This window comes from Mesorhizobium sp. CO1-1-8 (genome assembly GCF_020164875.1).
Taxonomy (GTDB): Bacteria; Pseudomonadota; Alphaproteobacteria; order Rhizobiales; family Rhizobiaceae; genus Mesorhizobium.
This window is the reverse complement of sequence record NZ_JAIUGZ010000002.1, coordinates 603,209-628,528: the sequence shown is the minus strand read 5'-3', so window position 1 is coordinate 628,528 and position 25,320 is coordinate 603,209. Positions and strand designations below refer to the sequence as shown.

Here is a 25,320-nt window from a genome sequence, read left to right as displayed (position 1 = left end):
GTTTTGTCGAGGGGCCGTTTCGTGTAAAGAGCGCGGACTTCAAATTTCTTGGACCAGCGGACACAATCCGCCGCCAACGCAATCGACAGGAAAACCCACGGAATGCGCACGGACACCGGCCAGGTCTTCAAACTCGAAGACTATCGCCCCAACGACTACCTCATTCCGAAAACCGACCTCACCTTCCGCCTTTCGCCAGACGCGACGCGTGTCACCGCCGTACTCACGATAGAGCGCCGTGACGACGTCTCCGTGTCGGCACCGTTGGTGCTCGACGGCGACGGGCTGACGCTCAAGCGCATCGAGATCGACGACAAGAAGGTAAAACCGGCGGATCTGCTGGCAACGCCTGACCAACTGACCATCCTCAAGCCGCCGGCGGCGCGTCGCTTCCAGTTGCTCATCGAGACCGAGGTGGCACCGGCGGGCAACGAAGCCCTGATGGGCCTCTACCGCTCAAGCCATGTCTACTGCACGCAATGCGAGGCCGAGGGCTTTCGCCGCATCACCTATTTCCTCGATCGTCCCGACATCCTGTCCGTCTACACGGTGCGCATAGAGGCAATGCGTGACGAAGCGCCGCTCCTCCTGTCCAACGGCAACTCGGTCGACAGAGGCGACCTCGGCGACGGCTGGCACTATGCTAGTTGGCACGACCCTTTCCCCAAGCCATCCTATTTGTTCGCGCTGGTCGCCGGCAATCTCGGCCAGCTTGCAGATAGTTTCGTCACGCTATCGGGCCGCACCGTCGAACTCGGCATCTATGTCGAGCCCGGCAAGGAGAAGCTGGCCGGCTACGCGATGGATGCTCTGAAGCGGTCGATGAAATGGGACGAGGAGGCGTTCGGCCGCGAATACGATCTCGACGTCTTCAACATCGTCGCCGTGTCAGACTTCAACATGGGCGCGATGGAGAACAAGGGCCTCAACATCTTCAACGACAAATATGTGCTGGCCGACCGGGAGACCGCGACGGACGCCGATTTCGCCAATATCGAGGCGATCATAGCGCATGAGTATTTCCACAATTGGACAGGCAACAGAATCACTTGCCGCGACTGGTTCCAGCTCTGCCTGAAGGAAGGCCTGACGGTCTTCCGCGACCACGAATTCTCCGCCGACCAGCGCTCGCGCGCGGTCAAGCGCATCGCCGAAGTGCGCACCTTGCGCGCCCACCAATTTCCCGAGGACCAGGGCCCGCTGGCCCATCCGGTGCGGCCGCGCCGCTACCGCGAGATCAACAATTTCTACACCGCGACGGTGTACGAGAAAGGCTCCGAAGTGGTGCGGATGATCCGCACAATTCTCGGTGCCGACGTCTTTCGCGCCGGCATGGACCTTTATTTCGAGCGGCACGACGGTGACGCGGCGACGATCGAGGATTTCATCAAGGTGTTCGAGGATGTGTCCGGCCGCGACCTGTCGCAGTTCGCGCTCTGGTATCATCAGGCGGGAACGCCGAACCTGACGATCAGTTCGACGCACAATCCGGCGGCGCAGGAGTTCACGCTCGAAATCGAGCAGTCGGTGCCGCCGACACCCTCCGAAAGCCGCAAGCGGCTGATGCACATCCCGCTCGCTTTCGGCCTGATCGGCGCCGGCGGCAAGCCTGTGCCGTATAGTGGCGTCGAGGGCGCCAGCGTCGAGGACGGCGTCATCCATATCCGCAAGCGGCGCCACATGGTGCGGTTTTCAGGCGTCACTGAGCGCCCGGCCGTGTCGCTCAACCGCGGCTTTTCGGCGCCGGTGACATTGTCCGTCGAGCAGAAAGCCGACGACCAGTTCTTCCTCGCCCGCCATGACAGCGACGCCTTCTCGCGCTGGCAGGCCTTCAACACATTGCTGACCGATGCATTGATCTCGGCCTTCCGCGAGATCCTCGGCGGCAAGCAGCCGGCCTTTGCGCCGCGGCTGATCGACCTCGCCGGCAGCATCGCCGGTGACGAGGCGCTGGAGCCGGCCTATCGGGCGCTGGCGTTGGCCCTGCCCGGCGAAGCCGACATTGCCCGCGACATCGGCAGGAACATCGACCCCGATGCCATCTATGCGGCTCGCGAGGCACTGGCGTTGGCGATCGGCAGTGCGAACCGGGACGTTTTTTCGGGCCTCTACCGCGGCCTTGCCGACAAAGACGCGTTCAGCCCCGACGCGGCGAGCGCCGGACGACGCGCCTTGCGCAACACCTTGCTGGATTATCTGTCGCTGCAGCCAGGCGGTGCGGCCCTCGCCGCCGGGCATTTCCAGTCCGCGACCAACATGACCGACCGCGCGGCAGCACTTGCCGTGCTCGCGCATCGTCACCACGGTTCGCCCGAGGCGGTCGAGGCGCTGGCGGCTTTCGAGGCGACCTATGGGTCCGACCCGCTGGTCATGGACAAATGGTTCCAGATCCAGGCCAGCGTTCCGGGGCCACAAACCGTCGACACCGTGAAGGCTCTGACCAATCACCCGGCCTTCTCGATGGGCAATCCGAATCGAGTTCGCTCGCTGATCGGCACCTTCTCCAGCGCCAACCAGACCGGCTTCCATCGTGCTGACGGCGAAGGCTACTGGTTCTTTGCTCAGACTGTGCTTGAGGTTGAAAAGCGCAACCCGCAAGTGGCGGCAAGGCTGGCGACGGCGCTCAGATCCTGGCGTTCGCTCGAACCTTTGCGGCAAGCCAAGGCCAGGGAAGCGCTGCTGTCGATCGCCGGCGCCGAAAGCCTGTCGGCGGATCTGCGGGATATCGTCGAGCGCACGCTGGCATAAGCGAGCGCCCGGCAAGAGGCATTGGCCGCTTCGGCGTTATTTTAGTCTATTTTTAATCTTTTTTGGCCGGACCACTGGACAAGGCGAATCACCTTTGATTCTTTACTGACGATTCGGAAGTGCGGCGTTTGCCGGATCACCAAGCAGCATAGGCAATTCGGGGAGTGCCATTTATGGCGAAGGCGGACGCGTGGGGCGCGCCCGGAGGGACGGTTTTTGCGCATCGCGAGACGCGCGGCGACGGTCTTGCCGGGAATACGCGGCTCATCGCCGAACCGGCCTACCGGCGGCTCCTGGCCGCCGAGCCGTTGCTGCGCCGATCGATACCCGTCCTCATCATCACCTTCCTGATCGTCATCGCGGCGCTGCGCGTGCTGTCGCTGATGAACGAGCGCGACGATGTCGAGCGCAATGCCAAGGCGATCCTGACGCTGGCGGCGGGCCAGCTGGCCAGTTCGCTCGCCACCACTTCGGAAACAGTGCCCGGCGCCATACAGGATCTGCTGGAGACCACCAGCCGTCAGGGCGCGATGGGCCGCAGCCATGTGCTTGTCATCACCGACAGCGCTTTCAAGATCGTCGCGGTGACGCCTCGCTCCATGCCATGGCAGGGCCATTCGCTCGACGGCCTCGTCGAGGGCGGCCAGCCCTTGTTCATGTTCGGTGATCGTGCCGGCGTCATGGATGTTAACATCGACGGACGGGATTGGTACGCAGCGGTCAGCCTGGCGAATGGCGGAAAGGGCGCATCGGCGGCCCTGGTGCCCCAGGACGCGGTTTTCGATGCCTGGCGCAAGACTGTTTCGCTGAACGTCACCCTGTTCGTGCTGACGGCCGGTGTGCTGATCGTCATCCTCTATGCCTATTTCGGCCAGGCGGCACGTGCGCAGGCGGCTGACCGCATCTACCTCGAAGCGCATCAGCGCATCGACATGGCCCTGGTTCGCGGCCGCTGCGGCCTGTGGGACTGGGACATGGTGCGCGGCAAGATGTACTGGTCGCGCTCGATGTATGACATGCTCGGCTACAAGCCCTGCGAAACGATGCTGTCCTTCGGCGAGGTCGACCAGATCATCCATCCCGAGGACGGCGACCTGTTCGAGCTCGCCAACAGAATCGTCGCACGCGAGATCGATCACATCGACCAGGTGTTCCGCATGCGCCATGCCGACGGCCAATGGGTATGGATGCGCGCGCGGGCACAGGTCATCGATCCGGAAGCCCCGGAGATCCAGCTGATCGGTATCGCCGTCGATGTCACCGAACAGCGTCATCTGGCGCTGCGTTCCGAGGCTGCCGACCTTCGCCTCAGAACGGCGATCGAGAACATCAACGAATCCTTCGTGCTGTGGGATTCGGCGCAGCACCTGATCATGTGCAATTCCAAATACCAGCAGGACAACGGGCTTTCGGACCGCGACGTGATGCCGGGTACCGCGCGCGCGGCGCTGGAAGAACGCATGCTGGCCTTTGCTTCCGAACGGCGGCTTGCCCACACCAGCGGCCTGCAGGGCGGCGCCACTTTCGAGCGGCAGCTGGCCGATGGCCGCTGGCTGCAGGTCAACGAACTGAAGACCCGGGACGGCGGCATCGTCTCGGTCGGTTCCGACATCACCCAGATCAAGCTGCACCAAGAGAAGCTGGTCGACAGCGAGCGACGGCTGATGGCAACGATCCACGACCTCAGCCTCGCCCGCCGGGCCGAAGAGGAGCGTTCGCGCGAACTGGTCGACCTCAACCGCAAATACATGAAGGAAACCGAACGGGCCGAAGCGGCGAACCGGGCCAAATCCGAATTCCTGGCCAACATGTCGCATGAGTTGCGCACGCCGCTGAACGCGATCATCGGCTTCTCCGAACTGATGGAACAAGGGCTGTTCGGCCCGCTCGGATCGGAGCGCTACGAGGAATATGCCACCGACATCAACAGTAGCGGCAAATATCTCCTGGGCGTCATCAACGATATTCTCGACATGTCCAAGATCGAGGCCGGCCAGTTCTCCCTGGACCGGGAAGAGATCGACCTCGGCCCGCTGATCAGCGAAACCGTACGCGTCGTTTCGCTGCAGGCGGCGCAAAAGGCCATCACCGTGGAAACGCGCATTGCCGATGCGCTGACGCTGGTCGCCGATCGCCGTGCGATCAAGCAGATCGTCATCAACCTCTTGTCCAATGCGGTGAAGTTCACCGGCCAGGGCGGCCACATATCGGTCAGGGCCCGCAACACATCCGGCGCGCTGGTGCTGACGATCGAGGACAATGGCTGCGGCATCCCCAAGGAGGCGCTCGGAAAGCTCGGACGGCCCTTCGAACAGGTGCAGAACCAGTTCTCCAAGAGCCATGCCGGGTCCGGCCTTGGCCTTGCCATCTCACGTTCGCTGGCCGAGCTTCAGGGCGGCGCGCTGAAGATCCGGTCGAGCGAAGGTGTCGGCACGATCGTGTCGGTGCGCATCCCGGTGAAGAAGGCCGCGCCGGCGATCAAGGTTGCAGCGTGAATATTCATCACCATTCCAGGCTGGATCACTCCTCACAAGCACGAGGCGAAGTGTTTTGACAAAACTATCTATTTTATCTATCTTGGATAAGAAAGAGAGAATTGTCATGCGAGTGACTTCAACAGAATTTCAGCAGAATGTCGGGCGCTTTCAGGACGCGGCCCAGCGCGCGCCGGTTGCAATCACAAAGAATGGCCGGACCCACACGGTACTTCTGTCGGCGGCGATGTTCGAGGTGTTAGTCAAGGGACGAGTCGCCCGTAACGCGGAAGAGCTGGACGATGAGACGCTGAACGCCATCGCCGAAAGCGCCGTACCGAGCGAATATGCCGGGCTCGATGCGATGCTCAAAGACTGGACACCGTGAGCCTGCCCAAACCTATCCCGGGTCTGATGATTTCCTATTCGTACCTTTGGGTGAGAGAACACCAAAAAGGTACGGAGGAAGGCCGCAAAAGCCGGCCATGTGCCATTGTCGCCGCTCGCCGGGTCGTGGAGGGCCGTGAAGTCATAACGGTCGTTCCGGTCACACACTCGCCACCGGCTGATCCTGCCGATGCAGTAGAAATACCTGCGTCACTCAAAGCCCATCTCGGTCTCGATGACGCGCCATCATGGGTTGTCGTCACCGAAACCAATGATTTCCTCTGGCCGGGTCCCGATCTCAGGCCCGTAGCGGGGAGCAAACCGTCCCGGTTCGACTATGGCATGCTGCCGCCGCGTTTCTATGCCTATCTGCGCGACCGGATTTTGCAGTCTCACGCAAGCCGAGCGCTCCAGCAGATTCGGCGAACAGAGTAGCTGCATGAGACTGGAAGACCACGAACGTCTTCGATTCCAACGGACGATCGCTTCACCGTCATCCCGCACGAAGCAAAAGGTCGAAGTCCTTCCTGACCTTCTGCGATGTCTCCTTGAGGTGTGCTTCCAGCACACCGAAATCCGGCAGGTCGGTCACCGCCAGAAGCAGATCCGAAAGCCCCGGCGGAACATCGTCACGCTCAAAGGCTCCGGTGAGGCACAGCCGCGTCATCTGGGTCAGCGCCAGATAGAGTGCGTAGGCGTCGCCAAGCTCTTGCCTGATCCCGGCATCGGCGAAGCCCGGTGCGAGGCGCGACAGGATCTCGGCCGTGCCGGTAACACGCGGCCCGGCCCCCACCTGCCCGGTGATGACAGCCACCTGGGCGATGAATTCGAGATCGATCAGGCCGCCGGGGATCAGCTTGATGTCCCACAGGTCGCGCGGCGGCTTTTCCTTCTCGATCATGGTCCGCATGTCCGCGGACTCGGCTTTCACTTTTGCCGTATCGCGCGGCTGGTCCAGCACCGCCGCCACTTCCGCTTCAACCTCGCCGCACAGGCTGGCATCGCCGGCAATGGCGCGGGCGCGGGCCAGCGCCATGTGCTCCCAGGTCCAGGCCTCCTGGCGCTGGTATTTCTTGAAGGCATCGATATGGGTGGCCACAGGACCCTTGTTGCCGGATGGCCGCAGGCGCAGGTCGAGTTCGTAGAGCACGCCCTCCGCCGTCGGCGCCGACACGGCCGCGATCAGCCGCTGCGTCATGCGGGTGTAGTAATGCGAAGGCGCCAGCGGCTTGTCGCCATCGGACTCTTCGGCATCCGGCGCGTGGTCGTAGAGCAGGATCAGGTCGACATCCGATCCGGCGGTCAGCTCGCGGCTGCCGAGCTTGCCCATGCCGAGCAGCGAAACCACGCCGCCGGCAATGGTGCCGTGGCGCGCCGCGAACTCGGCCGTCACCGCCTGCAACGCAGCCTCGATGGTGAGATCCGCCAGATCGGAAAAGGCGCGGCCGGCGCGCGCCGGATCGATCGAGCCGGCGAGCAGCCGGACGCCGATCAGGAATTTGTGCTCGGAGGCAAAGATGCGCAGCCGGTCGAGCACGTCTTCATAGAGCCGGTCACCCTCGACAAAAGCGGAAAGCCGCGCCGACAGATAGGCGCGGTCCGGTAGCTCCGTCAGCAAGGCCGGGTCGAGCAGACCATCGAAGACATGCGGCCGGCGGGTGATGATCGCCGCCAGCCGGGGCGCGGCACCCATGATCGTCGCCATGAGCTTCAGCAGGGCGGGATTGGACTGCAGCAGGGAAAACAGCTGGATGCCGGCCGGCAGGCCGGCGAGAAACTCGTCGAAGCGCATCAGCGCTTCGTCGGCCCGGCGCGTCTGGCCGAAGGAGCGCAGCAGCGCCGGCGTCAATTCCGTCAGCCGCTCGCGTGCCTCCGCCGACTGCGTGACACGATAGCGGCCGAAATGCCAGCCTCGGATGACGCGGCAGATGTCGCTTGGCCGCTGAAAGCCGAGGCCGTGCAAGGTCTGCAGCGTATCGGGATCGTCGACATCGCCGGTGAAGACGAGATTGCCGATGCCTGTCGAAAGTTCGGGGGCTGTTTCGAACAGTGCCGCGTAGTGGCGTTCGACCTGCTGCAGCGAGGCGCGGAACGCTTGGGAAAAGGCAGAGGCATCGGCAAAGGCGAGCATGCGGGCGATGCGCTCCAAGCCTTCATCATCCTCCGGCAGCGTGTGCGTCTGCTCGTCGGCAACCATCTGCACGGCATGTTCGACGCGGCGCAGGAACCAATACTGGCGGGCCAGCGCGTCGCGCGCCTCAGCGGTGATCCAGCCCCGTGCGGCGAGCTGGCCGAGCATCGGCACGGTCTCGCGGCCACGCAATTCAGGGAAGCGTCCGCCGGCGATGAGCTGCTGGGTCTGGACGAAGAACTCGATCTCGCGAATGCCGCCGCGGCCGAGCTTGACGTTGTGGCCCTTGACCGCGATTTCGCCATGGCCCTTGTGGGCATGGATCTGGCGCTTGATCGAATGGACGTCGGCAATCGCCGCGTAGTCCATGTATTTGCGCCAGATATAGGGCTGGAGTTCCTTGAGGAAGGCAGCGCCCGCAGCCAGATCGCCGGCCACCGGACGTGCCTTGATCATGGCGGCGCGCTCCCAGTTCTGGCCGCGCGCCTCATAGTAGCGCAGTGCAGCCTCAACCGGGATCGCCAGCGGTGTCGAACCGGGGTCGGGGCGCAGCCTCAGATCCGTGCGGAAGACATATCCATGCTCGGTGCGGTCCTGCAGGATGCGCACCAGGCGGCGCGTCAGGCGCGAAAACAATTCGGTGCCGTCGAGCGGGTCGACGACCGCTGGTGCTTCCGGATCGAAGAAAACCACCAGATCGATGTCCGAGGAGAAATTCAGCTCATGCGCGCCGAGCTTGCCCATGCCGAGCAGGATCCAGCCCGACTGTTTCGACGGATTGCCGATGTCCGGCAGTTTGAGTTTGCCCTGGCTATCCGCGTCGCGCAGCAGGAAGTCGACGGCCGCACGGGTGCAGGCGTCGGCGAGGTCGCTCAACCGCCGCACCGTCAGCGCCGTTTCGGCCTCGCCGGCAAGATCGGCCAGCGCGATCAGGAAATGCGCCTCCGCCTTCCACTGGCGCAACTCCATTATCAGGCCGGATTCCGAAAGGGTCTCTGCCAAATGCGCCTGGTCGATGGCGGCGCCGATCGCTTTCAGCCGAGCCTCGACGGGCTGGTCGAACAGCCCATCCAGGATTTGCGGACGGCGACGTGCCATATCGCGCAGGAATGGCGACAGATCGAAGACGGCGGCGAGGAAATCCTGGCCCTCCCCTTTGCCGGCCATGAACTTGGCCAGCCGCGTCAACCCTTCTTCACGTGCGGCGGAAGCGATCTCAGCCAGTTCCAGCCGCGCACGGTCTTTGTCGAGCGGGGCAAGCCTGGCAGCCGGCTTCAGCAGCCAATCTTTCGCCCTCGCAGCCGTGCTCATCAGTGACCCTCCCGTGCTGGGAAACTCATGACCACGGATAATCCAGGATTGCCAGGCAAGAGTTCAAGCCGGCCATTGTGGAATGTCATGACCGCTTTGGCGAGGCTGAGGCCAAGACCGGAACCTGGCTGCGAACGGCTCTTCTCCAGCCGCACGAAGCGTTCAGTCGCACGCGCGCGGTCACCATCGTCTGATATGCCGTGGCCATTGTCGGCAACCGACAGGCGGACGTCCGCACCGGCTCGCTCAAGCGTGACGCGCACCGCCGGCTGGGCGGTGGCGCCGGTCGAATATTTGATGGCGTTGTCGACGATGTTCGACAGCGCCTGGCCGATCAGTTCGCGGTTGCCGTTGACGGACACTGCCTCGCGCACGTCTGCTTCCAGCGACACACCTGCCTCTTCCGCCACCGGCTCGTAGAGTTCAACGACATCGCGCACGGCCTCCGCCAGATCGACGCGGTTGGTGTTCTCCGAGGAGTAGCCGGCCTCCAGCCGGGAAATCATCAGGATGGCGGTAAAGGTTTTTATCAGTTGGTCCGACTCGGCAATGGTGCCTTCCAGCGCCTGCCGGTAGTCGGTGGGCTTTTGCTTGCCCGAAAGCGTCGCTTCGGCCCGGTTGCGCAACCGGGTCAGCGGCGTCTTCAGATCATGCGCGATGTTGTCGGAAGCCTGCTTCAAGCCGTCGTTGAGCGTGGCGATCCTGGCCAGCATGGCATTGAGATTTTCGGAGAGCCGGTCGAACTCGTCGCCAACCCCCGTCACCGGCAGCCTGCCCGACAGATCGCCGCCCATGATGCGACGGCTGGCTTCCGACACGCTGTCGATGCGCTTCAGCGCGGCGCGGCCGACAAAGAACCAGATCAGCAATCCGCCCAGCCCCATCATGCCGAGCGCCAGCATCAGCGCACGGCGGATGACCGCACGAAACCGTTCCGGCTCGCCGAGGTCGCGGCCGACCAGCATGATCATCTGGTTCGGCAGCCGCAGCACCAGCGCAATGGCGTTGTGACCCTTTTCGCCCTGCGCCTGCGCATCGTTCTGCTCGGATGGGGCACTGCCCTGCTCGGCGGGCAGATTGCGCAGACGCTCGAGTTCTCCCTCGCCAAAGCGCTGGTAGGAGAAAGGGCTGCTGGTCCAACCTTCGGTTTCGAGAACGCCCGGTTCCAGGCTCTGCACATTGCCGGTCAGAATCTGGCCGTTGGCGTCGGCGATCAGATAGAGGTTGGCGCCGGGCTGGCGCGAGCGCGCCTCGACCACACGGACCAACACCGGCAGGCCGCCGCGTTGATAGGCGCGGGCGAGGCCGAGCACCTCGTCATTGATGGTGTCCTGGGTCTGCGCGGTCAGCATGCGCGCCGACAGCGAGGTCATGTAGAAGACGAGCGCCACCGCGCAGAGCGCGAAGAGCAGGAAGTAGAGCGCCGAAAGCCGCGCTGCCGTCGTCTTCATGATGGCTGGCACGGAAAGAGCCATGCTGCCGCCTAGATCAGCATGGCGTCTGGTTGAAACGTCATTCTGACCCATCTCTTTGTTGGATCATGATCTCTGGACAAACGGAACCCGTTTGTCCGAGAAAACCGGTTCCCACTTTTCGGGATCATACTCTAGCCGCTCTTCAGCATATAGCCGGCGCCGCGAACCGTATGCAGGATGGGCTTGTCGAAGCCCTTCTCGATCTTGCCGCGCAGCCGGGAGACATGGACGTCGATGACATTGGTCTGCGGATCGAAATGGTAGTCCCAGACATTTTCCAGCAGCATTGTGCGCGTCACCACCTGGCCGGCATGCCGCATCAGATATTCGAGCAAGCGGAATTCACGCGGCTGCAGCGTTATCTCGCGTGACGCACGGCGGACCGAATGCGACAGCCTGTCGAGTTCGAGATCGCCGACGCGGTAGACGGTTTCCGCTTCCTTGGCACTGGCGCGCCGGTTCAGCACCTCGACGCGGGCCAGAAGCTCGGAGAAGGCATAGGGCTTTGTCAGGTAATCGTCGCCGCCGGCGCGCAGACCCGTGACCCGGTCATCGACCTCGCCGAGCGCCGACAGGATCAGCACCGGCGTCGTGTTGCCCCTGGACCGGAGACCGGCAATGACCGACAGGCCGTCGCGACGCGGCATCATCCGGTCGATCACCATCACGTCGTAGTCGCCGGCGTCGGCGAGCGCAAAGCCGGTTTCGCCGTCACCGGCGACATGCGCGGTGTGACCGGCCTCGGCAAAGGCTTTCTGCAAGTAATCCGCAGCCTCGCGATCGTCTTCTATGACGAGAATCTTCATAGGGCTGTTATACGCGATTTCGCCGGAAGGTTGAGTGGCAGACATCTGCATTGTGGCCTTTGCCAAAGCGCATCGCGATCAAGATCGCTCGAAGCAGTGCGCGATAAAGCTGCTCGCCGCCGATGTCGTTGGCATCGGATCGCTGAAGCGCTTTTGAAAGTGTGCGGCAGCGGGCGATGGGAAGCCCGCTGCCGCCGGGGGAAGACGCGATGACTGACTAACGCGCGCTCCTCCATGCTTTCCCGTACGGCGGTTCGGGGTGTTGAAACCGGCGTACTGGAAAAGTCCAACTTGCCGCCGGAACGCCCTCACCCACCTAGGAAGGGCCGAGAACGCTCCGGTGCCGACCTCAGCCCTTGGCGACGGGCAGCGCGACGAAACGATTGGTGTCGTCGCGGGTGATCTGCATCAGCACTGCCTTGCGGCCGGATTTGACCGCTTCGGTCATCGCCTTGGTGACGTCGTCGGTGCCGTTCACTTCGGTCGAATTGACCGATGTGATGACGTCGCCCGGCTGGATGCCGCGATCGGCGGCATCGCTGTCGGGATCGACGTCGGTCACCACCAGTCCCTTGCCGTTTTCGGACTTGGTGACGGTCAGGCCGAGATCGGCCAGCGTGTCGGGCTTTGCCGGGGCGGCAGGCTGCGACTGGTCGACAGAGGCCTGCTTGTCGCTCAAGGGCAGTTTGCCGAGATCGACCTTGACCGTCTGGCTCTTGCCGTCGCGCCACACGGTGACATCAACCGACTTGCCAGGCGAGTAAGCGCCGATCAACCGTGCCAGTTCCTTCGGCGAAGCGACGTCCTTGCCGTCGACCTGGGTGATCACGTCACCGGCCGTGATGCCCGCCTTCTTGCCGGGACCATCGTCCTGGGCGCTGGAAACCAGTGCGCCGTTATTGGACTTCAGACCAAGCGACTCAGCGATGTCGGAGGTGACAGGCTGGATTTCGACACCGAGCCAGCCGCGCTGCACGGAACCGCTCTTCATCAGGTCCTGAACGACCTGCTTGGCGGTCGAAGCGGGAATGTCGAATGCGATGCCGACGCTGCCGCCGGACGGCGAGAAGATCGCGGTGTTGATGCCGACGACCTGGCCGTTGAGGTTGAAGGTCGGGCCGCCCGAATTGCCGCGGTTGACCGATGCGTCGATCTGGATGAAGTCGTCATAAGGGCCAGCGCCGATGTCGCGGCCGCGGGCGGAGACGATGCCGGCGGTGACGGTGCCACCAAGGCCGAACGGATTGCCGACGGCCACCACCCAGTCGCCGACGCGAACCTTGGAGTCATCGGCGAAGTCGACATAGGTAAACTTGCCGACGCCGTCGACCTTGAGCACGGCGAGATCGGTGCGCGGGTCGGTGCCGATCAGCTTGGCGTCGAGTTCCTTGCCGTCATTCATCACTACGGTGAAGGCCGAGCCTTCCGAAACGACGTGGTTGTTGGTGACGAGATAGCCGTCATCCGAGATGAAGAAGCCCGATCCCTGGGCAACCGGCCGCGGCTGGTCGTTGTTGCGGTCGCGGTGGCTGAAGCGCCTGTTGCCGCCACCCTGGCCGTCCTGGTCACCAAAGCCACGGAATTCCTTGAAGAAGCGGCGCAGCTGCGGATTGTTGGGCAGGTTGTTCATGCCATCCTGGTCGTCGGACGGGTCGGAGCCGTCATCGGCGGCCGGGCTGATCTTGGCCTTGACCTTGACGCTGACAACAGCGGGAGAAACGCGCTCGACGACATCGGCGAAGCCAGGTACCTGCGGCGCCTCGACGCGCACGGCATCGGCCAGAACAGGGCTGGTTCCGCTGGTCAGCGCGCCGACGCCGATCGCACCGGCCACAGCGACAGATGCGACGGCAGCCAGGAGACGCTTGCGGGTGACGGAATATGAATTGGGGGCAATGTTCATGGATTCTATCCTCTTTCAAACGGACGCTGCTTGATCGGCATCCTCAGGAAAAGAGAATTAGAGCGGCACACATTACAGCGCCATTTCCGACGCATGAAACTTTGGTAATGTTTGGGGGGCAGCGGACGCACAAACTCCCTGGCTGCGATGTCCGATGTGCTATCTTGTACACAACTCAGCACAAGGCTTTCATAAATGACGGCAAGCAGGGCCTTGGCGACGGCCAGGCCGAATAACAGGCACCTATGGGAAGTTCATCGGCCGCCTGCCCTACATCATTGCCTATGAGTTGCGCCCGATCGCGTCACGTCGCGGGACTGGCCCTCGGAGGAATGGCCGAGCTAATTGCCTAGTATCTTGTCCAGCGCCGCCTGTTCCTCAGTGGTCAGCGCATTGGTTGCCGTCGAGCGGCGCGACCTCGCGGTCAGCACGATGAAAACGCCTCCCACCAGCAACAGCAGGACCGGCGTGCCCCACAGCAACGCATTGCGCAGGTCGAAACGCGGCTTCAGCAGCACGAACTCGCCGTAACGCGACACCACGTAATCCATCACCTGCTGGTCGGTGTCGCCGGCGACGAGGCGCTGGCGCACAAGGACGCGCAGGTCGCGAGCAAGGTCGGCATCGGATTCGTCGATCGACTGGTTCTGGCAGACCATGCAGCGCAAGCCTTCCGACAGCGCCCGAGCCCGCGCCTCAAGCGCTGGATCAGGCAGCATCTCGTCAGGCTTCACCGCCAAGGCCGTGCCGGCAAAAAACAGCGCCAGCAGCAGGATAATGGAGGCCAGCGACAGCCGTGCGTTCATGGCAGGGTCGCGGATGGCACCGCGCTCGCCTGCTTGCGCCGCCGCGACGGCGCGCCGACGCGCAGGCGCCGGTCCATCAGCGACATCGCCGCGCCCGCCATCATCATCAGGCCGCCGCCCCAGATCAACGTCACCAGCGGCTTCCACCACAGACGGACGACGACGGAACCGTCCTTGCCCTCGTCGCCGAGCGAGATGTAGAGCTGCGAGAAACCGATCGTCCTGATGCCGGATTCCGTCGTCGTCATCTGCCGCACCGGATAGAACCGCTTGGCGGAGCTGATTTCGCCGACCGGACTGCCGCTGACGCCGATCAGCTCGAAGCGGCCGCGATCCTCGCTGTAATTCGGTCCCTGGGCCGGATAAAGCCCGACGAAACGCAGCGTATGGCCGGACAGTTCTACGGTCTCACCGGCATGCATCGACAGGATCTTCTCGGTGCCGAAGCAAAGTGTGCCGACGATGCCGAGCGTGGTCAGGCCGAGACCGAGATGAGCGAAGGCGGTGCCGAAGACCGAGCGCGGCAAGCCGAGCAAGCGCCGGACCATGATCCCTGCTGCGACGGTCCGAAAGCCGGATTTGACGGCAAGATCGGTGAGCGCGCCAAGGATCAGCCAGACGGCAAGGCCTACGCCAAGGGCTGCGAACACCGAGGCGCCGTCGATGAACAGAGCGGTGACCAGCGTCGCCAGCAGCGCCGCTGCAAAGGCCACCATCAGGCGCTGCGCGACGGCGAAGACATCGCCGCGCTTCCAGGCCAGCAACGGCCCGAACGGAACCACGAGCAGCAACGGCACCATCAGCGGTCCGAAGGTGAGATTGAAGAACGGCGCGCCGACCGAGATCTTGTCGGCTGAAAAGGCTTCGACGGCGAGCGGATAGAGTGTGCCGACGAGGACGGTCGCCGTCGCCGTCGTCAGGAACAGATTGTTGAGGACGAGCGCCCCTTCTCGGGAAATCGGGTGGAACAGGCCGCCGGTCGTCAATCGGGAAGCACGCAGCGCAAACAGCGCCAGCGAGCCGCCGATAAACAGCGTCAGGATGCACAGGATAAACACGCCCCGCGTCGGATCGGTGGCAAAGGCGTGCACAGAGGTCAGCACGCCTGAACGCACGAGGAAGGTGCCGAGCAGCGACAGCGAAAAGGTCAGAATGGCGAGCAGCAGCGTCCAGATCTTCAGCGCCGAGCGCTTTTCCATGACGATGGCCGAATGGAGCAGCGCGGTGCCCGCCAGCCATGGCATGAAGGACGCGTTCTCGACCGGATCCCAGAACCAGAAACCGCCCCAGCCAAGTTCATAGTAGGCCCAGTACGATCCCATGGCGATGCCGCCGGTCAGGAACATCCAGGCGACCAGCGTCCACGGCCGCACCCAGCGCGCCCAGGACGCGTCGATGCGGCCTTCGATGAGGGCGGCGACCGAGAAGGAAAAGCAGATCGAGAAGCCGACATAGCCGAGATAGAGGAACGGCGGGTGGATGGCGAGGCCGAGATCCTGCAGGATCGGGTTGAGATCGCGGCCTTCGATGGGCGCCGGGTTGAGCCGGATGAACGGATTGGACGTGGCCAGGATGAACAGGAAGAAGGCGGCGCCGATGGCGCCTTGCACCGCAAGCACATTGGCGCGCAGCGTCGCCGGCAGGTTGGAGCCGAAAGCTGCGACAAGGGCGCCGAAAAAGGTCAGGATAAGCACCCAGAGCAGCATCGAGCCTTCATGATTGCCCCAGGTTCCGGTGATCTTGTAGATCAACGGCTGCAAGGAATGCGAGTTTTCCCACACGCTTGCCACCGAGAAATCGGAGCTTGCATAGGCACTCGCCAGTGCTGCGAAAGACAGCGCCGTCAAGGCAAAGCCGGTCACGGCGACCGGACCGCCGACGGCCATGAGGCGCTGGTTGTTCAGGCGCGCGCCGAACAGCGGCACGACCGTCTGCACCAGCGAAAGCGCAAACGCCAGGACGAGGGCGAAATGTCCGGTTTCAACCATGCCCGTGATCCACTGTCGCTCTCCTGCCGGAGCTATTCACGCTTGCTCTCCTGCCAGACGCCCTTGGCCTTGAGGCCGTCCGCAACCTCCTTGGGCATGTAGCGCTCATCATGCTTGGCCAGCACGCTATCTGCAACAAAAACCCCGTCCGGGCCGAAAGTACCCTCGGTGATGACGCCCTGCTCCTCGCGGAACAGGTCGGGCAGGATGCCGGTGTAGGTGACCTTGACCGATTTGTGCGTGTCGGTCACGGAAAAGGCGACCGTGGCCCCCTGCCCGCGCTGGATCGTGCCTTTTTCGACCAATCCACCCAACCGGATGCGCTGGCCAGGCTGGACACTGGCGGTGGTGAGATCGGCCGGCATATAGAAATAGGAGGCCTTCTGGCCAAGCGCGTAGAAAGTCAGCCCGGTCGCGGCACCCAGGAAGACCAGCCCGCCCGCGATCACCGACAATCGTTTCTGCTTGCGCGTCATGTCTGTTCTACTCCGTCGCCGCAAGCCCAAGCGAAGCGGCAAAGGCGGTGAATTTCTTTGCCTGGTCACTGTCGGCTCCAAAGACGGCAATGGCGCGACCGAGCGCCTCACGCGCCTGATCGGCCTTGCCGAGCACGACATAGGAACGAACGAGCCGCATCCATCCTTCCGGGTCGCGCGGATTTTGCCGCAGTTTGTCGTCGAGGCCGGCGACCATCGTATTGATCATGATCTCCCGATCCTGCGGCGACATCGAGGATGCGGCGTCGACATCGCCGGCATCGGGACCGTTGGTGGCGCCTCCGGAAGCGACGTCGGAGCTTCCGGATTTAGCGAGCGCCTGCTCGACGGCACCGCGCCATGGCGAGTCCGGCGGCAATCTGCCCAGCATCGCCTGCCATGCCGTGGTCGCTTCCTTGGCGCGCCCCTCCTGCGCCAACGCCATGGCCAGGTAGAAACTCGCCTTCGCATTGGCCGGATCGAGCTTCAAGGCTGCCTCGAAAGCATCCTGGGCATCGGCCGAGACAATGCCGCCTGCCGCGCTGGCGATCGCCTCGCCGAGACCGGCCTGGCGAACGGCGCTGTCGCCATCGAGCCGAATGGCGTTGCGATAGGCTCCCGCCGCGTCGGAAAAGCGCTGCATGCGCAGATAGACCGGTGCGAGCACGTCCCAGCCCCTGCCGTCGGCAGGATTGGCGGCCAGGTGGGCTTCGGCCCGCGCCACAAGCTCGTCGACCGAACTGTCGGCGGGATTCTTGGCCAACCGCTCGCTGAGCGGTTGCGACGGCAGGTCGGGAGAGCCAAGCTTGACATAGAGCCCCCAGCTGACCAGCGGCACCGCCAGCACGGCTACGGTTGCCACCAGCCTTGCGGTGGCCGACGCGCGGCCCGCGGTTGCGCCGCCGACGGTACGCGCATTGTCAAGGCGAAGGATGCGGCGAGCGATCTCGGCGCGGGCCTCGGCGGCTTCTGCCGGCTGGATCAAGCCACGCGCGGCGTCGCGGTCGAGCTCGGACAACTGGTCGCGATAGACTTCGAGATCATGTTCGCCGCTGGAAGACGCGCCCTTCACGCTGGCGGCCAGCGGCAACAGCACCGCCAGGCTTGCACCCAGCGTGAGAATGGCGGCTATGACCCAGAACAGCATGGTTCTTCCAATAACGGCAGAGCTCTGCCGTGCCAACAGATGCATGCTGCGACGCTTTGACGACGCCAGCCGCCAACCATCGGCAGACGGTCGTCAGGTCAGCGGCGTCCAGCTGCCATCGGCGTTGCGGCAAGCGGTTCCGCGCGCCGTGACTCCGGCGCCGCCGGAAAACACCGTCTGCGTGTACTGGCGGCAGTCCTGCGAACCGACGCGATAGGGCTGGGCCGGAACCACCTCGCCGTAGCGCGAAGCCTGGGAGCCCTTCCACGTCACCTTCTGGCCGCTGGTCGTGTATTCCAGCGCTTTGTACTCAGCCTCGAGCGCGCTGCGCTTCTCGGTCTCGCTGAGACCGTTGCCGATCGCCCCGCTGATGAGGCCGCCGCCCATCGCCGAAATGATCGTCGTGGTCACCTTGCCGCTGGAAGGAGGTGTCGAGGCCGGTGTCGCAGCCACGGTTGGACCCTTGCCGCTCAAGGTGGTGCAGCCGGAAACAGCCAGCAATGCGGAAACAAGAGCGACGCGAATCTTCATGCCAACAACCGGTTTTCTTGAGTTGGAGCCTGCCATGGATGCGCCGGGGGCCGCGTCATCGAGAAGTCGGCGTGGCCATAGTATTGATATTTGTCGGAAATTTGGCCGCCGGCCGCTGCGGGACCAATGGACATGCCGCCAATAACATCTCCCGTCCCTCTATGTCGATTGGCTCCGGTCAACATCACTGAAGGCTCCGCAATCGCACCACCGCCTTCAATCCGCCCATACCGGACCGTTCGAGCGCCAGAACGCCTCCATACTCGTTGACGAGGTCTGCGACAATGGCCAGGCCCAGACCTGTTCCGGGCTTTGTCTCGTCCAGACGCCGTCCGCGCTTCAGCGCCTCGCGCGCCTTGTCCTCGGGAATACCCGGACCGTCATCCTCTATGCCGATCTCGAACAGGCCGGCCGGGTCGTCCTTGCCGGTCAAGGGCACGACCGAGACCTGCACCGCGCTCTTTGCCCATTTCAGCGCGTTTTCAAGGAGATTGCCCAGCAGTTCCTCAAGGTCCTCGCGCTCGCCGGCGAAGACGATCTCGGCCGCCGGCAGCGACAGCGACAGATTTGTCTGCGGATTGAGCTTCTGCAGAACCCGCACCATGCGCTGCACCAGCGGCGTCACCGGCGTGCGGTAGACGACGCTGTCGCGTTGCGCCGCGACACGGGCGCGCTGGAGATAGTGCTCGACCTGCTTCTGCATGGAAGCGGCCTGTTCGGCAATCAGCTGTCCTTTGGCGCCGCCAAGCGCCCGGCCCTCGTTGAGCAGTACCGCCAGCGGCGTCTTCAGCGAATGGGCGAGATTGCCGACCTGGGTTCGAGACCGCTCGACGATGCGCCTGTTGTTTTCGATCAACGCATTGGTTTCGTTGGCAAGCGGTTCGATCTCGGCCGGGAAGCGGCCGTCGAGCCTCTGGGCGGTGCCTTCGCGCACCATGGCGAGCGCATTCCTGACCCGGCGCAGCGGCTGCAGGCCGAGCAGGATGGCGATCGCGTTGATGGCGATCATGCCGACGCCGAACAGGCTGAGATAGGTCAGAAGCCGGCGCTGAAAGGTAGCAATTTCCTGTTCTAGCTCGCTCTGGTTGCCCATGACGCGGAAACGCGCGGCCCGGTTCTTGGCGTCGAGAACGAATTCGCTCTCGAACACTTCGAGTTGCTCGCCGTCGATGCCTTCGGCCGCGTAGCTGCGCTGGAAGCTGGCGTTGAACGGCACCTCGGCAACGCTCGGTGACGGGATCGTCGTGGTCATCGACGACGAGTGGAGATCGCCATGCACGCCCTCCGAAGCGGGCTCGACCGACCAGTACCAGCCTGAATTCGGCTCCGAGAACCGAAGGTCGCCGAGATCTGGCGCACCAGTCAGCGCACCGCTGTCGGAGATGCCGATCGAACCGATGAGGTTGAACAGATGCGCCGAAAGCAGGCTGTCGAAGCCGCGCTCGCTGGCCTGGCGGTAGAGCGTGGTGATCAAGGTGAAGATGACAACGAGCGTCACGATCGCCCAGACCGTGGAAAAGGCGATGACGCGGAACGTCAGCGAACGCGGCCACAAACGCAGCGAAAGCGGCGTCCTTGCGGTTGGTTTGAGCGGTTCCGAGTTACGCCTCCGGCTCACGCATGCGGTAGCCCATGCCGCGCACGGTTTCGATCATGTCGATGCCCATCTTCTTGCGCAGCCGCCCGACAAACACCTCAATGGTGTTGGAATCGCGGTCGAAATCCTGATCGTAGAGATGCTCGACCAATTCGGTCCGCGAGACGACCTCGCCCATATGGTGCATCAGATAGGCAAGCAGGCGAAATTCGTGCGACGTCAGTTTCAGCGGCATGCCGCCGACATCGGCCTTGGAGGCCTTGGTGTCGAGGCGCAGCGGCCCGCAGGTCAGTTCGGACGAGGCATGGCCGGCAGCGCGCCGGATCAAAGCCCGCAACCTTGCCAGCACCTCCTCGATGTGGAACGGCTTGGTGACGTAGTCATCGGCGCCTGCATCGATGCCGGAGACCTTGTCGCTCCAGCGGTCGCGCGCCGTCAGGATCAGCACCGGCATCTTGCGGCCGCCGCGTCGCCAGCGCTCGACCACACTGATGCCGTCCATCTGCGGCAGGCCGATATCGAGCACGACGGCGTCGTAGGGCTCGGTGTCGCCGAGGAAATGGCCTTCCTCGCCGTCGAAGGCGCGGTCGACGACATAGCCGGCGTCGACCAGCGCATCCGATATCTGCCGATTGAGATCCTTGTCATCTTCGACGACGAGTACGCGCATGCGGAGTTCGATACCTGTTGAAGAGCTTTGTCAGATTGAAGACCGGGGCAGATATAGGCCGATTCCGGCGGCCTGGGAAACGTAGCCTAAGGTTGATTGGATCAGTTCAGCGGAACGACGATTTCGGAACGGCGCGGACGTTGTCCGTCCTTGCCCGGAACGAGCACGACGATGACACAGACAGGCTGACCGCCGCGCGTCGATTGCGAGGCTTTGGCCAGCGTTCCGCCATTCTGCTCGGCCACCTGCTGGCCGATGGCGTAGCAATCGGACGCCGCCAGTACGATCGGACTGGCCAGCTCGGGCGGCGCGATGACCGGCATCGCCATCGCCTGCGACGCGAACAGCCCGGCAGCACAAAGCGCCAGTTTCGCGGTTCGGAAGTGGGAGCGAAGCGTTTTCATGACCGGCGTTGTAACGCATCGGTGCTGAACGTGAAATGAACGGTGAACGCCGCTGGAAACATCCTCGCCACACCCCTGCAACACGAGACAGTCAACCTGGAATTTCACCGCCTCGAACAGGTGAAATCCCGCGAAAGTCCAGTCTAGACTCCGTTTTGACCATATTGAAAGCGCATCAGGCATTTTCCTGCGTTATCGCGCGAAAACGCAGCAGCCCGTGATGCACGAGCAGATCCTCGTCGTGGCGAGCTTCGGCAAATTCCAGCGACAGTCGTGTCTGGCCGCGCGGGCCAATCACCAATGCTGCGTCGGCAAGGCGCGCCTGGATGGCGGCCATGATGGCAAGCGTTTCGGCATCGCCATGGGCTTTCGACCAGACATGCAGCGTAATCAACTGATCGTCGGTGTTCTCGGTGCCCGTATCCCAGTTAAAAGCGGAGGTATGGCCCCAGGTCACGTACGGAAAAGCGGCATTGTCGGTTGGCCGTTCGAGCAATCCGGCGCCGCCCAGCAAGGCCGACAGCGATGCATCGCTTTTCAGCCTGAGAAACAGTGCCTGCTGTAAATCGCCTGGCGCGGTCATCGTCTTTTCCTCCGGTTCCTGCGCTTTTCGGAAGCCTGTCCGCATGCTGCATGTTCTGACAGATATAGCCATTCGACGCGCGGAGGCGATGGCGATTCGTCACCGGAATGATGGATGCCGATGATCTCGAAGGGGCGACTTTGCCAACACCATCGTCGGCGGGCACCGCGCCGTGAACATGGACTCTCGATTCCTGGTTACATATTCTCGCTCCGTACAGCGTCGCATGACGCAATGTTCCTTGCCGTTTTTGATCCACGAAGCAATTTCGGAAGCTGATGATGCTCGATGCAGAAAAGACCAGGGCTGCGTCGCGGTTGTTGGTAAGCCACTGGGACAAGGGCACCCGTCTCGACGCCATACCCGAGGAGTTGCGCCCACAAACACGGCTCGAAGGCTACGCCATCCAGTCGCATGTCATGGATCGCTCGGCGGCCCCACTTTTCGGCTGGAAGATTGCCGCGACCAGTCTGGCCGGACAAAGGCACATCAACGTCGACGGCCCGATGGCCGGACGTCTCCTGGCCGAGAAAGCGGTGGAGGTCGGCGGGACCGTTTCCCTGGCGACGAGCAAGATGCGCGTGGCCGAGATCGAGTTCGCTTTCCGCTTCGGCCGCGAGCTGCCGCCTCGTCCGGCACCCTATGAAATCGCCGAGGTGATGGAAGCCGTGGCGACCTTGCACCCGGCGATCGAAATTCCGGACTCACGGTATGACGATTTCTGCGCCGTCGGGGCGCCGCAGCTCATTGCGGACAATGCCTGCGCCAATCTGTTTGTCATCGGCGAGGCGGCAGAAGACGACTGGCGCGACGTGGATCTTGCAAAGCACCCGGTGGCCGCGTCCGTGTCCGGAGGGTCGCAACACAGCGGATCGGGAGCAGCCGTATTGGGCGATCCTCGCATCGCGCTTACCTGGATTGTCAATGAACTATCGGGGCTGGGCATAGCACTCCAGCCAGGACAGGTGGTGATTACGGGAACCTGCGTGACGCCGATAGGCGTCGAAGCCGGCGACGAAGTCACCGGCGATCTAGGCAGGTTTGGCCGCGTCTCGGTTCGGTTTGTCTAGGCTCCGCGCTGCCTGGCCACGAAACTGCGCACCGCCAGCACCAGAACGGTTATGATGATCAGGATCACCGAGAGCGCGGCGATCGCCGGGTCGATGTTGTCGCGCAGGCCCATCCACATCAGCCTGGGCAGCGTGATGGCGTTGACCGAGGTGATGAACAAAGTGACGCCGATTTCTTCCCAGGACAGGACGAAGGAGAGAAGTGCGGCGGTGACGATGCCGAACTTGATGTTGGGCATGATGATGCGGGTGGCGCGCTCCCACACAGTGGCTCCTAAGCCCCGGGCGGCAAGGTCGATGCGGCGGTCGAGCTGGCTGAGCGAGACCAGCATCAGCACGGTGGCGAAAGGGACGGTCATCACCGAATGGGCCATGGCGACGCCCAGCCAGGTGTCGTAGCCGAAGAACGCGCTGAAGCCCGAGATCGAGGTCAAAAGGAAGTAGAGCGTGATCGCCGAGACCACCGGCGGCACGACCATCGGCAGCAGCACGAAGCCGACAAGGGCCGCGGTGAAGCGCGGCTGGAACATCCACACGCCGAGGCTGAAACACAGTGCGAGCACGGTTGAAAAGGCGCTGCTGACGACACCGATACGGATCGAGAGCAGGATCGATTGGAGCCAGCGCGGGTCCTCGACCAGCGCCCGGTAGTGGCGCAGTGACAATTCGCCTGATGGCATAGCCAGCATGCGGCTCGGCGTCAGCGACACCGGGATGACCGCGAGCAATGGCATCAGCAGGAAGAGCGCCACGAAGGCGGCGATGATCAGCGAGACAGGACCGGGGCGGTAGGTCGGCATCAGATCAACTGCTTTGGTCTGACATAACGGAACAAAAGCGCCATCAGCGCGCCGACAAACAGCACCAGCACGACGCTGATCGCCGCCCCCAGGCCCCAGTCCGGGCTCTGGAAGATCCTGAGATAGATCAGCTCGGCGATCATGACGCTGCGGCCGCCGCCGAGGATCGCTGGCGTGACGAAGAAGCCGAGCGAGAAGACGAACACGATCATCGCCGCGCCGATGATGCCGGAGCGCGTCATCGGCACGAACACCGTCCAGAAGGTGCGCATGCGGCTGGAGCCGAGCCCGCGCGCGGCCAAGAGCACGCGGTCGTCGAGGCTGCGCATGGCCGATGCCAGCGGGAAGACGGCGAAGGGAATGAGGAAATGCGTCATGCCGACGATGACGCCGAATTCGTTGCGCACCAGCGCCAACGGTTCGGAAATGAAGCCGATCGCCTGCAGCCAGGTGTTGATCAGGCCGCGGTTGGACAACAACGCCACCCAGCCGAAGGCACGGGTCAGCACGGAAATCCAGAAGGGAACGAGAATGCAGAACTCGGCGATCAGGCGCTGTGCCGGGGTTCCACGCACCCAGACGACGGTGATGGCGTAGGCAGCGGCCACCGAAACCACGGTGACGACCGCGGCGATGCGCAGCGTGCGAATGAAGACCGATTGCACCAGATCGTCGGTGATCAGAGCGTTGTACTGGCCGAGCCCCGGCGTCGGCAGCGTAAAGCTCCATTTGACGACGCCGAGGAACGGCCAGGCATAGGCCAGGACAAGAAACAGGAGCAGCGGCGCCACCAACAGCGCCGCGCCCATCCTGTCGGAGAGATAGGATCTCATTTCGACCCGACCATCCCAGCCCTGGTCAGGCCGAGATGATCTTGGTGTATTCGTCGAGCGCCGGCCCGTAGTTCTTGGCGTACCAATCCATATCGAGCGCGATCTGCTTCTTCATGTTCTCCGGATCGACCGGGTTGATGCGCTTCTTGTCGGCGGGGATCAGCGCGTCGGCAGCCGGGTTGGCGGGACCCTGGCCGAGCTTGTCGAACATGACCAGCTGCTTTTCAGGGTCTTGGGCGCTGGCGATGAACTTCATCGCCGCGTCCTTGCCGCCGGGGTTGTTCTTGAGCACGGCCAGCGCGCCGGGCGAGATCAGACCCTGGTCCCAGATGAATTTGATCTTGCCGCCCGAATCCTGCTCGATCAGTGAAGCGCGGGTCGACCAGACGATCGCCATCGAGGCCTCGCCGTTGAGCAGCACGCTCTGGCTTTCGGCGCCGCCGCCCCAATAGGCAACGACGTTTTCCTTGAAGGCGGCGATCTTGTCATGGGCCCGCTTGAGGTCGAGCGGGTAGAGCGAGGCAGGCGCGATGCCGTCGGCCAGCAGCGCCGCTTCCCAGCTCGACACGCCCCATTTGTAGAGCGAGCGCTTGCCGGGGAATTTCTTCACGTCAAAGAAATCGGCCATGCCGGTCGGCGCGTCCTTGCCGTACTTCTCGGAATCATAGGCGATGACATAGGAGAAGAAATAGGTCGAGGCGGCGTATTCCCAGCCAAAGCCGGGCCGCATCTTCTTCTTGTCGACGATGTTGTAATCGATCGGCTCGAGAGCCCCTTGGGCGCCGAGCGTGATGGCCGAGAAAGGGTCTACGTCGACGAGATCCCAGGTCGGCGCGCCGCTCTTGAACTGCGCGGCGATGGCGCCTTCGGTCGGGCCTGAGCCGTCCATCTTGACGGTGATGCCGGTGTCCTTGGTAAAGGCCTGGCCGTAAGCGGCGTCATAGGCGGTGATGGCGTCACCACCCCAGTTGACCAGCACCAGTTCCTTGGCCTGCGCAAAGGCACCGGTCGAGCGCAGCAGCATCGGCGTGCCGGCCAGCACGAGTGCCGCCAACTGCGTGAACTGCCGGCGCGAGATTTCGCCGCGACCCGCCCTGGCGGACAGGCTTTCGATGACTTGTTTCTTGGTGTCGTTTGTCATGTCAGTTCCCCTTTTTTGTCGTTGATAATACCGGAAAGG

General features: G+C 63.3%; 21 protein-coding genes. 5 read left to right on the top strand and 16 right to left on the bottom strand.

Annotation, left to right across the window (positions count from 1 at the left end; all coding sequences use genetic code 11):
- Window positions 1-102 precede the first annotated feature (102 nt).
- From pepN to LB558_RS06300, 4 genes are all read left to right on the top strand, one after another.
- On the top strand, window positions 103-2,748 hold the full coding sequence (gene pepN / locus LB558_RS06315; RefSeq protein ID WP_224696712.1) for an aminopeptidase N: 2,646 nt from the start codon (window positions 103-105) through the stop codon (window positions 2,746-2,748).
- A gap of 173 nt (window positions 2,749-2,921) precedes the next feature.
- Window positions 2,922-5,243 (top strand): PAS domain-containing sensor histidine kinase, encoded by a 2,322-nt coding sequence (locus LB558_RS06310; protein WP_224696711.1) that lies wholly within the window; start codon window positions 2,922-2,924, stop codon window positions 5,241-5,243.
- Between the two features lie 55 nt (window positions 5,244-5,298).
- On the top strand, window positions 5,299-5,610 hold the full coding sequence (locus tag LB558_RS06305; RefSeq protein WP_224696710.1) for a type II toxin-antitoxin system prevent-host-death family antitoxin: 312 nt from the start codon (window positions 5,299-5,301) through the stop codon (window positions 5,608-5,610).
- Window positions 5,607-6,044, top strand: a complete 438-nt coding sequence (locus LB558_RS06300; RefSeq protein WP_224696709.1) for a type II toxin-antitoxin system PemK/MazF family toxin — start codon at window positions 5,607-5,609, stop codon at window positions 6,042-6,044. Before LB558_RS06305 ends, LB558_RS06300 begins: the two co-directional genes overlap by 4 nt.
- 58 nt (window positions 6,045-6,102) lie before the next feature.
- Here LB558_RS06300 and LB558_RS06295 read toward each other — a convergent pair whose 3' ends face one another.
- From LB558_RS06295 to LB558_RS06235, 13 genes are all read right to left on the bottom strand, one after another.
- Window positions 6,103-9,051 carry a bifunctional [glutamine synthetase] adenylyltransferase/[glutamine synthetase]-adenylyl-L-tyrosine phosphorylase gene (locus LB558_RS06295; protein ID WP_224696708.1) on the bottom strand — a complete coding sequence of 983 codons (2,949 nt, stop codon included), beginning with the start codon at window positions 9,049-9,051 and terminating at the stop codon, window positions 6,103-6,105.
- A complete protein-coding gene (locus tag LB558_RS06290) occupies window positions 9,051-10,526 on the bottom strand; it encodes a sensor histidine kinase (protein ID WP_224696707.1) in 1,476 nt (491 codons plus the stop codon). Before LB558_RS06290 ends, LB558_RS06295 begins: the two co-directional genes overlap by 1 nt.
- A gap of 131 nt (window positions 10,527-10,657) precedes the next feature.
- Window positions 10,658-11,332 (bottom strand): response regulator transcription factor, encoded by a 675-nt coding sequence (locus tag LB558_RS06285; protein ID WP_023812818.1) that lies wholly within the window; start codon window positions 11,330-11,332, stop codon window positions 10,658-10,660.
- A gap of 349 nt (window positions 11,333-11,681) precedes the next feature.
- Entirely contained in the window at window positions 11,682-13,235 is a 1,554-nt protein-coding gene (locus LB558_RS06280; protein WP_224696706.1) for a Do family serine endopeptidase, read from the bottom strand.
- A 341-nt stretch (window positions 13,236-13,576) separates the two neighbouring features.
- Entirely contained in the window at window positions 13,577-14,041 is a 465-nt protein-coding gene (locus LB558_RS06275) for a cytochrome c-type biogenesis protein (RefSeq protein ID WP_127257305.1), read from the bottom strand.
- Window positions 14,038-16,029: a heme lyase CcmF/NrfE family subunit gene (locus tag LB558_RS06270; protein ID WP_224696705.1), complete on the bottom strand. Its 1,992-nt coding sequence runs from the start codon at window positions 16,027-16,029 to the stop codon at window positions 14,038-14,040. The genes LB558_RS06275 and LB558_RS06270 overlap by 4 nt, the downstream gene beginning before the upstream one ends.
- Window positions 16,030-16,061: 32 nt before the next feature.
- Window positions 16,062-16,505: a cytochrome c maturation protein CcmE gene (ccmE, locus tag LB558_RS06265; RefSeq protein ID WP_224696704.1), complete on the bottom strand. Its 444-nt coding sequence runs from the start codon at window positions 16,503-16,505 to the stop codon at window positions 16,062-16,064.
- A 7-nt stretch (window positions 16,506-16,512) separates the two neighbouring features.
- The gene (gene ccmI, locus LB558_RS06260; protein WP_224696703.1) at window positions 16,513-17,652 is read right to left on the bottom strand and encodes a c-type cytochrome biogenesis protein CcmI; all 1,140 of its coding nucleotides are present in this window, start codon (window positions 17,650-17,652) and stop codon (window positions 16,513-16,515) included.
- A gap of 93 nt (window positions 17,653-17,745) precedes the next feature.
- A complete protein-coding gene (locus tag LB558_RS06255) occupies window positions 17,746-18,183 on the bottom strand; it encodes a hypothetical protein (protein ID WP_224696702.1) in 438 nt (145 codons plus the stop codon).
- Between the two features lie 184 nt (window positions 18,184-18,367).
- The gene (locus tag LB558_RS06250; protein WP_318011610.1) at window positions 18,368-19,801 is read right to left on the bottom strand and encodes an ATP-binding protein; all 1,434 of its coding nucleotides are present in this window, start codon (window positions 19,799-19,801) and stop codon (window positions 18,368-18,370) included.
- Window positions 19,785-20,450, bottom strand: a complete 666-nt coding sequence (locus LB558_RS06245; RefSeq protein ID WP_127292569.1) for a response regulator transcription factor — start codon at window positions 20,448-20,450, stop codon at window positions 19,785-19,787. The genes LB558_RS06250 and LB558_RS06245 overlap by 17 nt, the downstream gene beginning before the upstream one ends.
- Window positions 20,451-20,551: 101 nt before the next feature.
- Window positions 20,552-20,854 carry a hypothetical protein gene (locus tag LB558_RS06240; RefSeq protein ID WP_224696758.1) on the bottom strand — a complete coding sequence of 101 codons (303 nt, stop codon included), beginning with the start codon at window positions 20,852-20,854 and terminating at the stop codon, window positions 20,552-20,554.
- 175 nt (window positions 20,855-21,029) lie between these two features.
- On the bottom strand, window positions 21,030-21,437 hold the full coding sequence (locus tag LB558_RS06235; protein ID WP_224696701.1) for a DUF3168 domain-containing protein: 408 nt from the start codon (window positions 21,435-21,437) through the stop codon (window positions 21,030-21,032).
- A gap of 281 nt (window positions 21,438-21,718) precedes the next feature.
- On the opposite strand from LB558_RS06235, the gene LB558_RS06230 reads away from it, so the two are divergent.
- Window positions 21,719-22,507 carry a 2-keto-4-pentenoate hydratase gene (locus LB558_RS06230; protein WP_224696700.1) on the top strand — a complete coding sequence of 263 codons (789 nt, stop codon included), beginning with the start codon at window positions 21,719-21,721 and terminating at the stop codon, window positions 22,505-22,507.
- Here LB558_RS06230 and LB558_RS06225 read toward each other — a convergent pair.
- The 3 genes from LB558_RS06225 to LB558_RS06215 are packed head-to-tail and all read right to left on the bottom strand — an operon-like array spanning window position 22,504 to window position 25,281.
- Window positions 22,504-23,307 (bottom strand): ABC transporter permease, encoded by an 804-nt coding sequence (locus LB558_RS06225; protein WP_224696699.1) that lies wholly within the window; start codon window positions 23,305-23,307, stop codon window positions 22,504-22,506. The two genes, LB558_RS06230 and LB558_RS06225, sit on opposite strands and share 4 nt — an antisense overlap.
- Window positions 23,307-24,140: an ABC transporter permease gene (locus LB558_RS06220; RefSeq protein ID WP_224696698.1), complete on the bottom strand. Its 834-nt coding sequence runs from the start codon at window positions 24,138-24,140 to the stop codon at window positions 23,307-23,309. The genes LB558_RS06225 and LB558_RS06220 overlap by 1 nt, the downstream gene beginning before the upstream one ends.
- A gap of 25 nt (window positions 24,141-24,165) precedes the next feature.
- Window positions 24,166-25,281 carry an ABC transporter substrate-binding protein gene (locus LB558_RS06215; protein WP_224696697.1) on the bottom strand — a complete coding sequence of 372 codons (1,116 nt, stop codon included), beginning with the start codon at window positions 25,279-25,281 and terminating at the stop codon, window positions 24,166-24,168.
- Between the last annotated feature and the right edge of the window lie 39 nt (window positions 25,282-25,320).

Bases quoted from the DNA above. Each gene is read 5' to 3' on its own strand.
- LB558_RS06280 (WP_224696706.1), bottom strand. From the start codon at position 13,235: ATGAACATTGCCCCCAATTCATATTCCGTCACCCGCAAGCGTCTCCTG.
- LB558_RS06295 (WP_224696708.1), bottom strand. From the start codon at position 9,051: ATGAGCACGGCTGCGAGGGCGAAAGATTGGCTGCTGAAGCCGGCTGCC.
- LB558_RS06240 (WP_224696758.1), bottom strand. From the start codon at position 20,854: ATGAAAACGCTTCGCTCCCACTTCCGAACCGCGAAACTGGCGCTTTGT.
- LB558_RS06255 (WP_224696702.1), bottom strand. From the start codon at position 18,183: ATGAAGATTCGCGTCGCTCTTGTTTCCGCATTGCTGGCTGTTTCCGGC.
- LB558_RS06220 (WP_224696698.1), bottom strand. From the start codon at position 24,140: ATGAGATCCTATCTCTCCGACAGGATGGGCGCGGCGCTGTTGGTGGCG.
- LB558_RS06225 (WP_224696699.1), bottom strand. From the start codon at position 23,307: ATGCCGACCTACCGCCCCGGTCCTGTCTCGCTGATCATCGCCGCCTTC.
- LB558_RS06230 (WP_224696700.1), top strand. From the start codon at position 21,719: ATGCTCGATGCAGAAAAGACCAGGGCTGCGTCGCGGTTGTTGGTAAGC.
- LB558_RS06285 (WP_023812818.1), bottom strand. From the start codon at position 11,332: ATGAAGATTCTCGTCATAGAAGACGATCGCGAGGCTGCGGATTACTTG.
- LB558_RS06270 (WP_224696705.1), bottom strand. From the start codon at position 16,029: ATGGTTGAAACCGGACATTTCGCCCTCGTCCTGGCGTTTGCGCTTTCG.
- LB558_RS06245 (WP_127292569.1), bottom strand. From the start codon at position 20,450: ATGCGCGTACTCGTCGTCGAAGATGACAAGGATCTCAATCGGCAGATA.
- LB558_RS06290 (WP_224696707.1), bottom strand. From the start codon at position 10,526: ATGGCTCTTTCCGTGCCAGCCATCATGAAGACGACGGCAGCGCGGCTT.
- pepN (WP_224696712.1), top strand. From the start codon at position 103: ATGCGCACGGACACCGGCCAGGTCTTCAAACTCGAAGACTATCGCCCC.
- LB558_RS06235 (WP_224696701.1), bottom strand. From the start codon at position 21,437: ATGACCGCGCCAGGCGATTTACAGCAGGCACTGTTTCTCAGGCTGAAA.
- LB558_RS06215 (WP_224696697.1), bottom strand. From the start codon at position 25,281: ATGACAAACGACACCAAGAAACAAGTCATCGAAAGCCTGTCCGCCAGG.
- ccmI (WP_224696703.1), bottom strand. From the start codon at position 17,652: ATGCTGTTCTGGGTCATAGCCGCCATTCTCACGCTGGGTGCAAGCCTG.
- ccmE (WP_224696704.1), bottom strand. From the start codon at position 16,505: ATGACGCGCAAGCAGAAACGATTGTCGGTGATCGCGGGCGGGCTGGTC.
- LB558_RS06310 (WP_224696711.1), top strand. From the start codon at position 2,922: ATGGCGAAGGCGGACGCGTGGGGCGCGCCCGGAGGGACGGTTTTTGCG.
- LB558_RS06275 (WP_127257305.1), bottom strand. From the start codon at position 14,041: ATGAACGCACGGCTGTCGCTGGCCTCCATTATCCTGCTGCTGGCGCTG.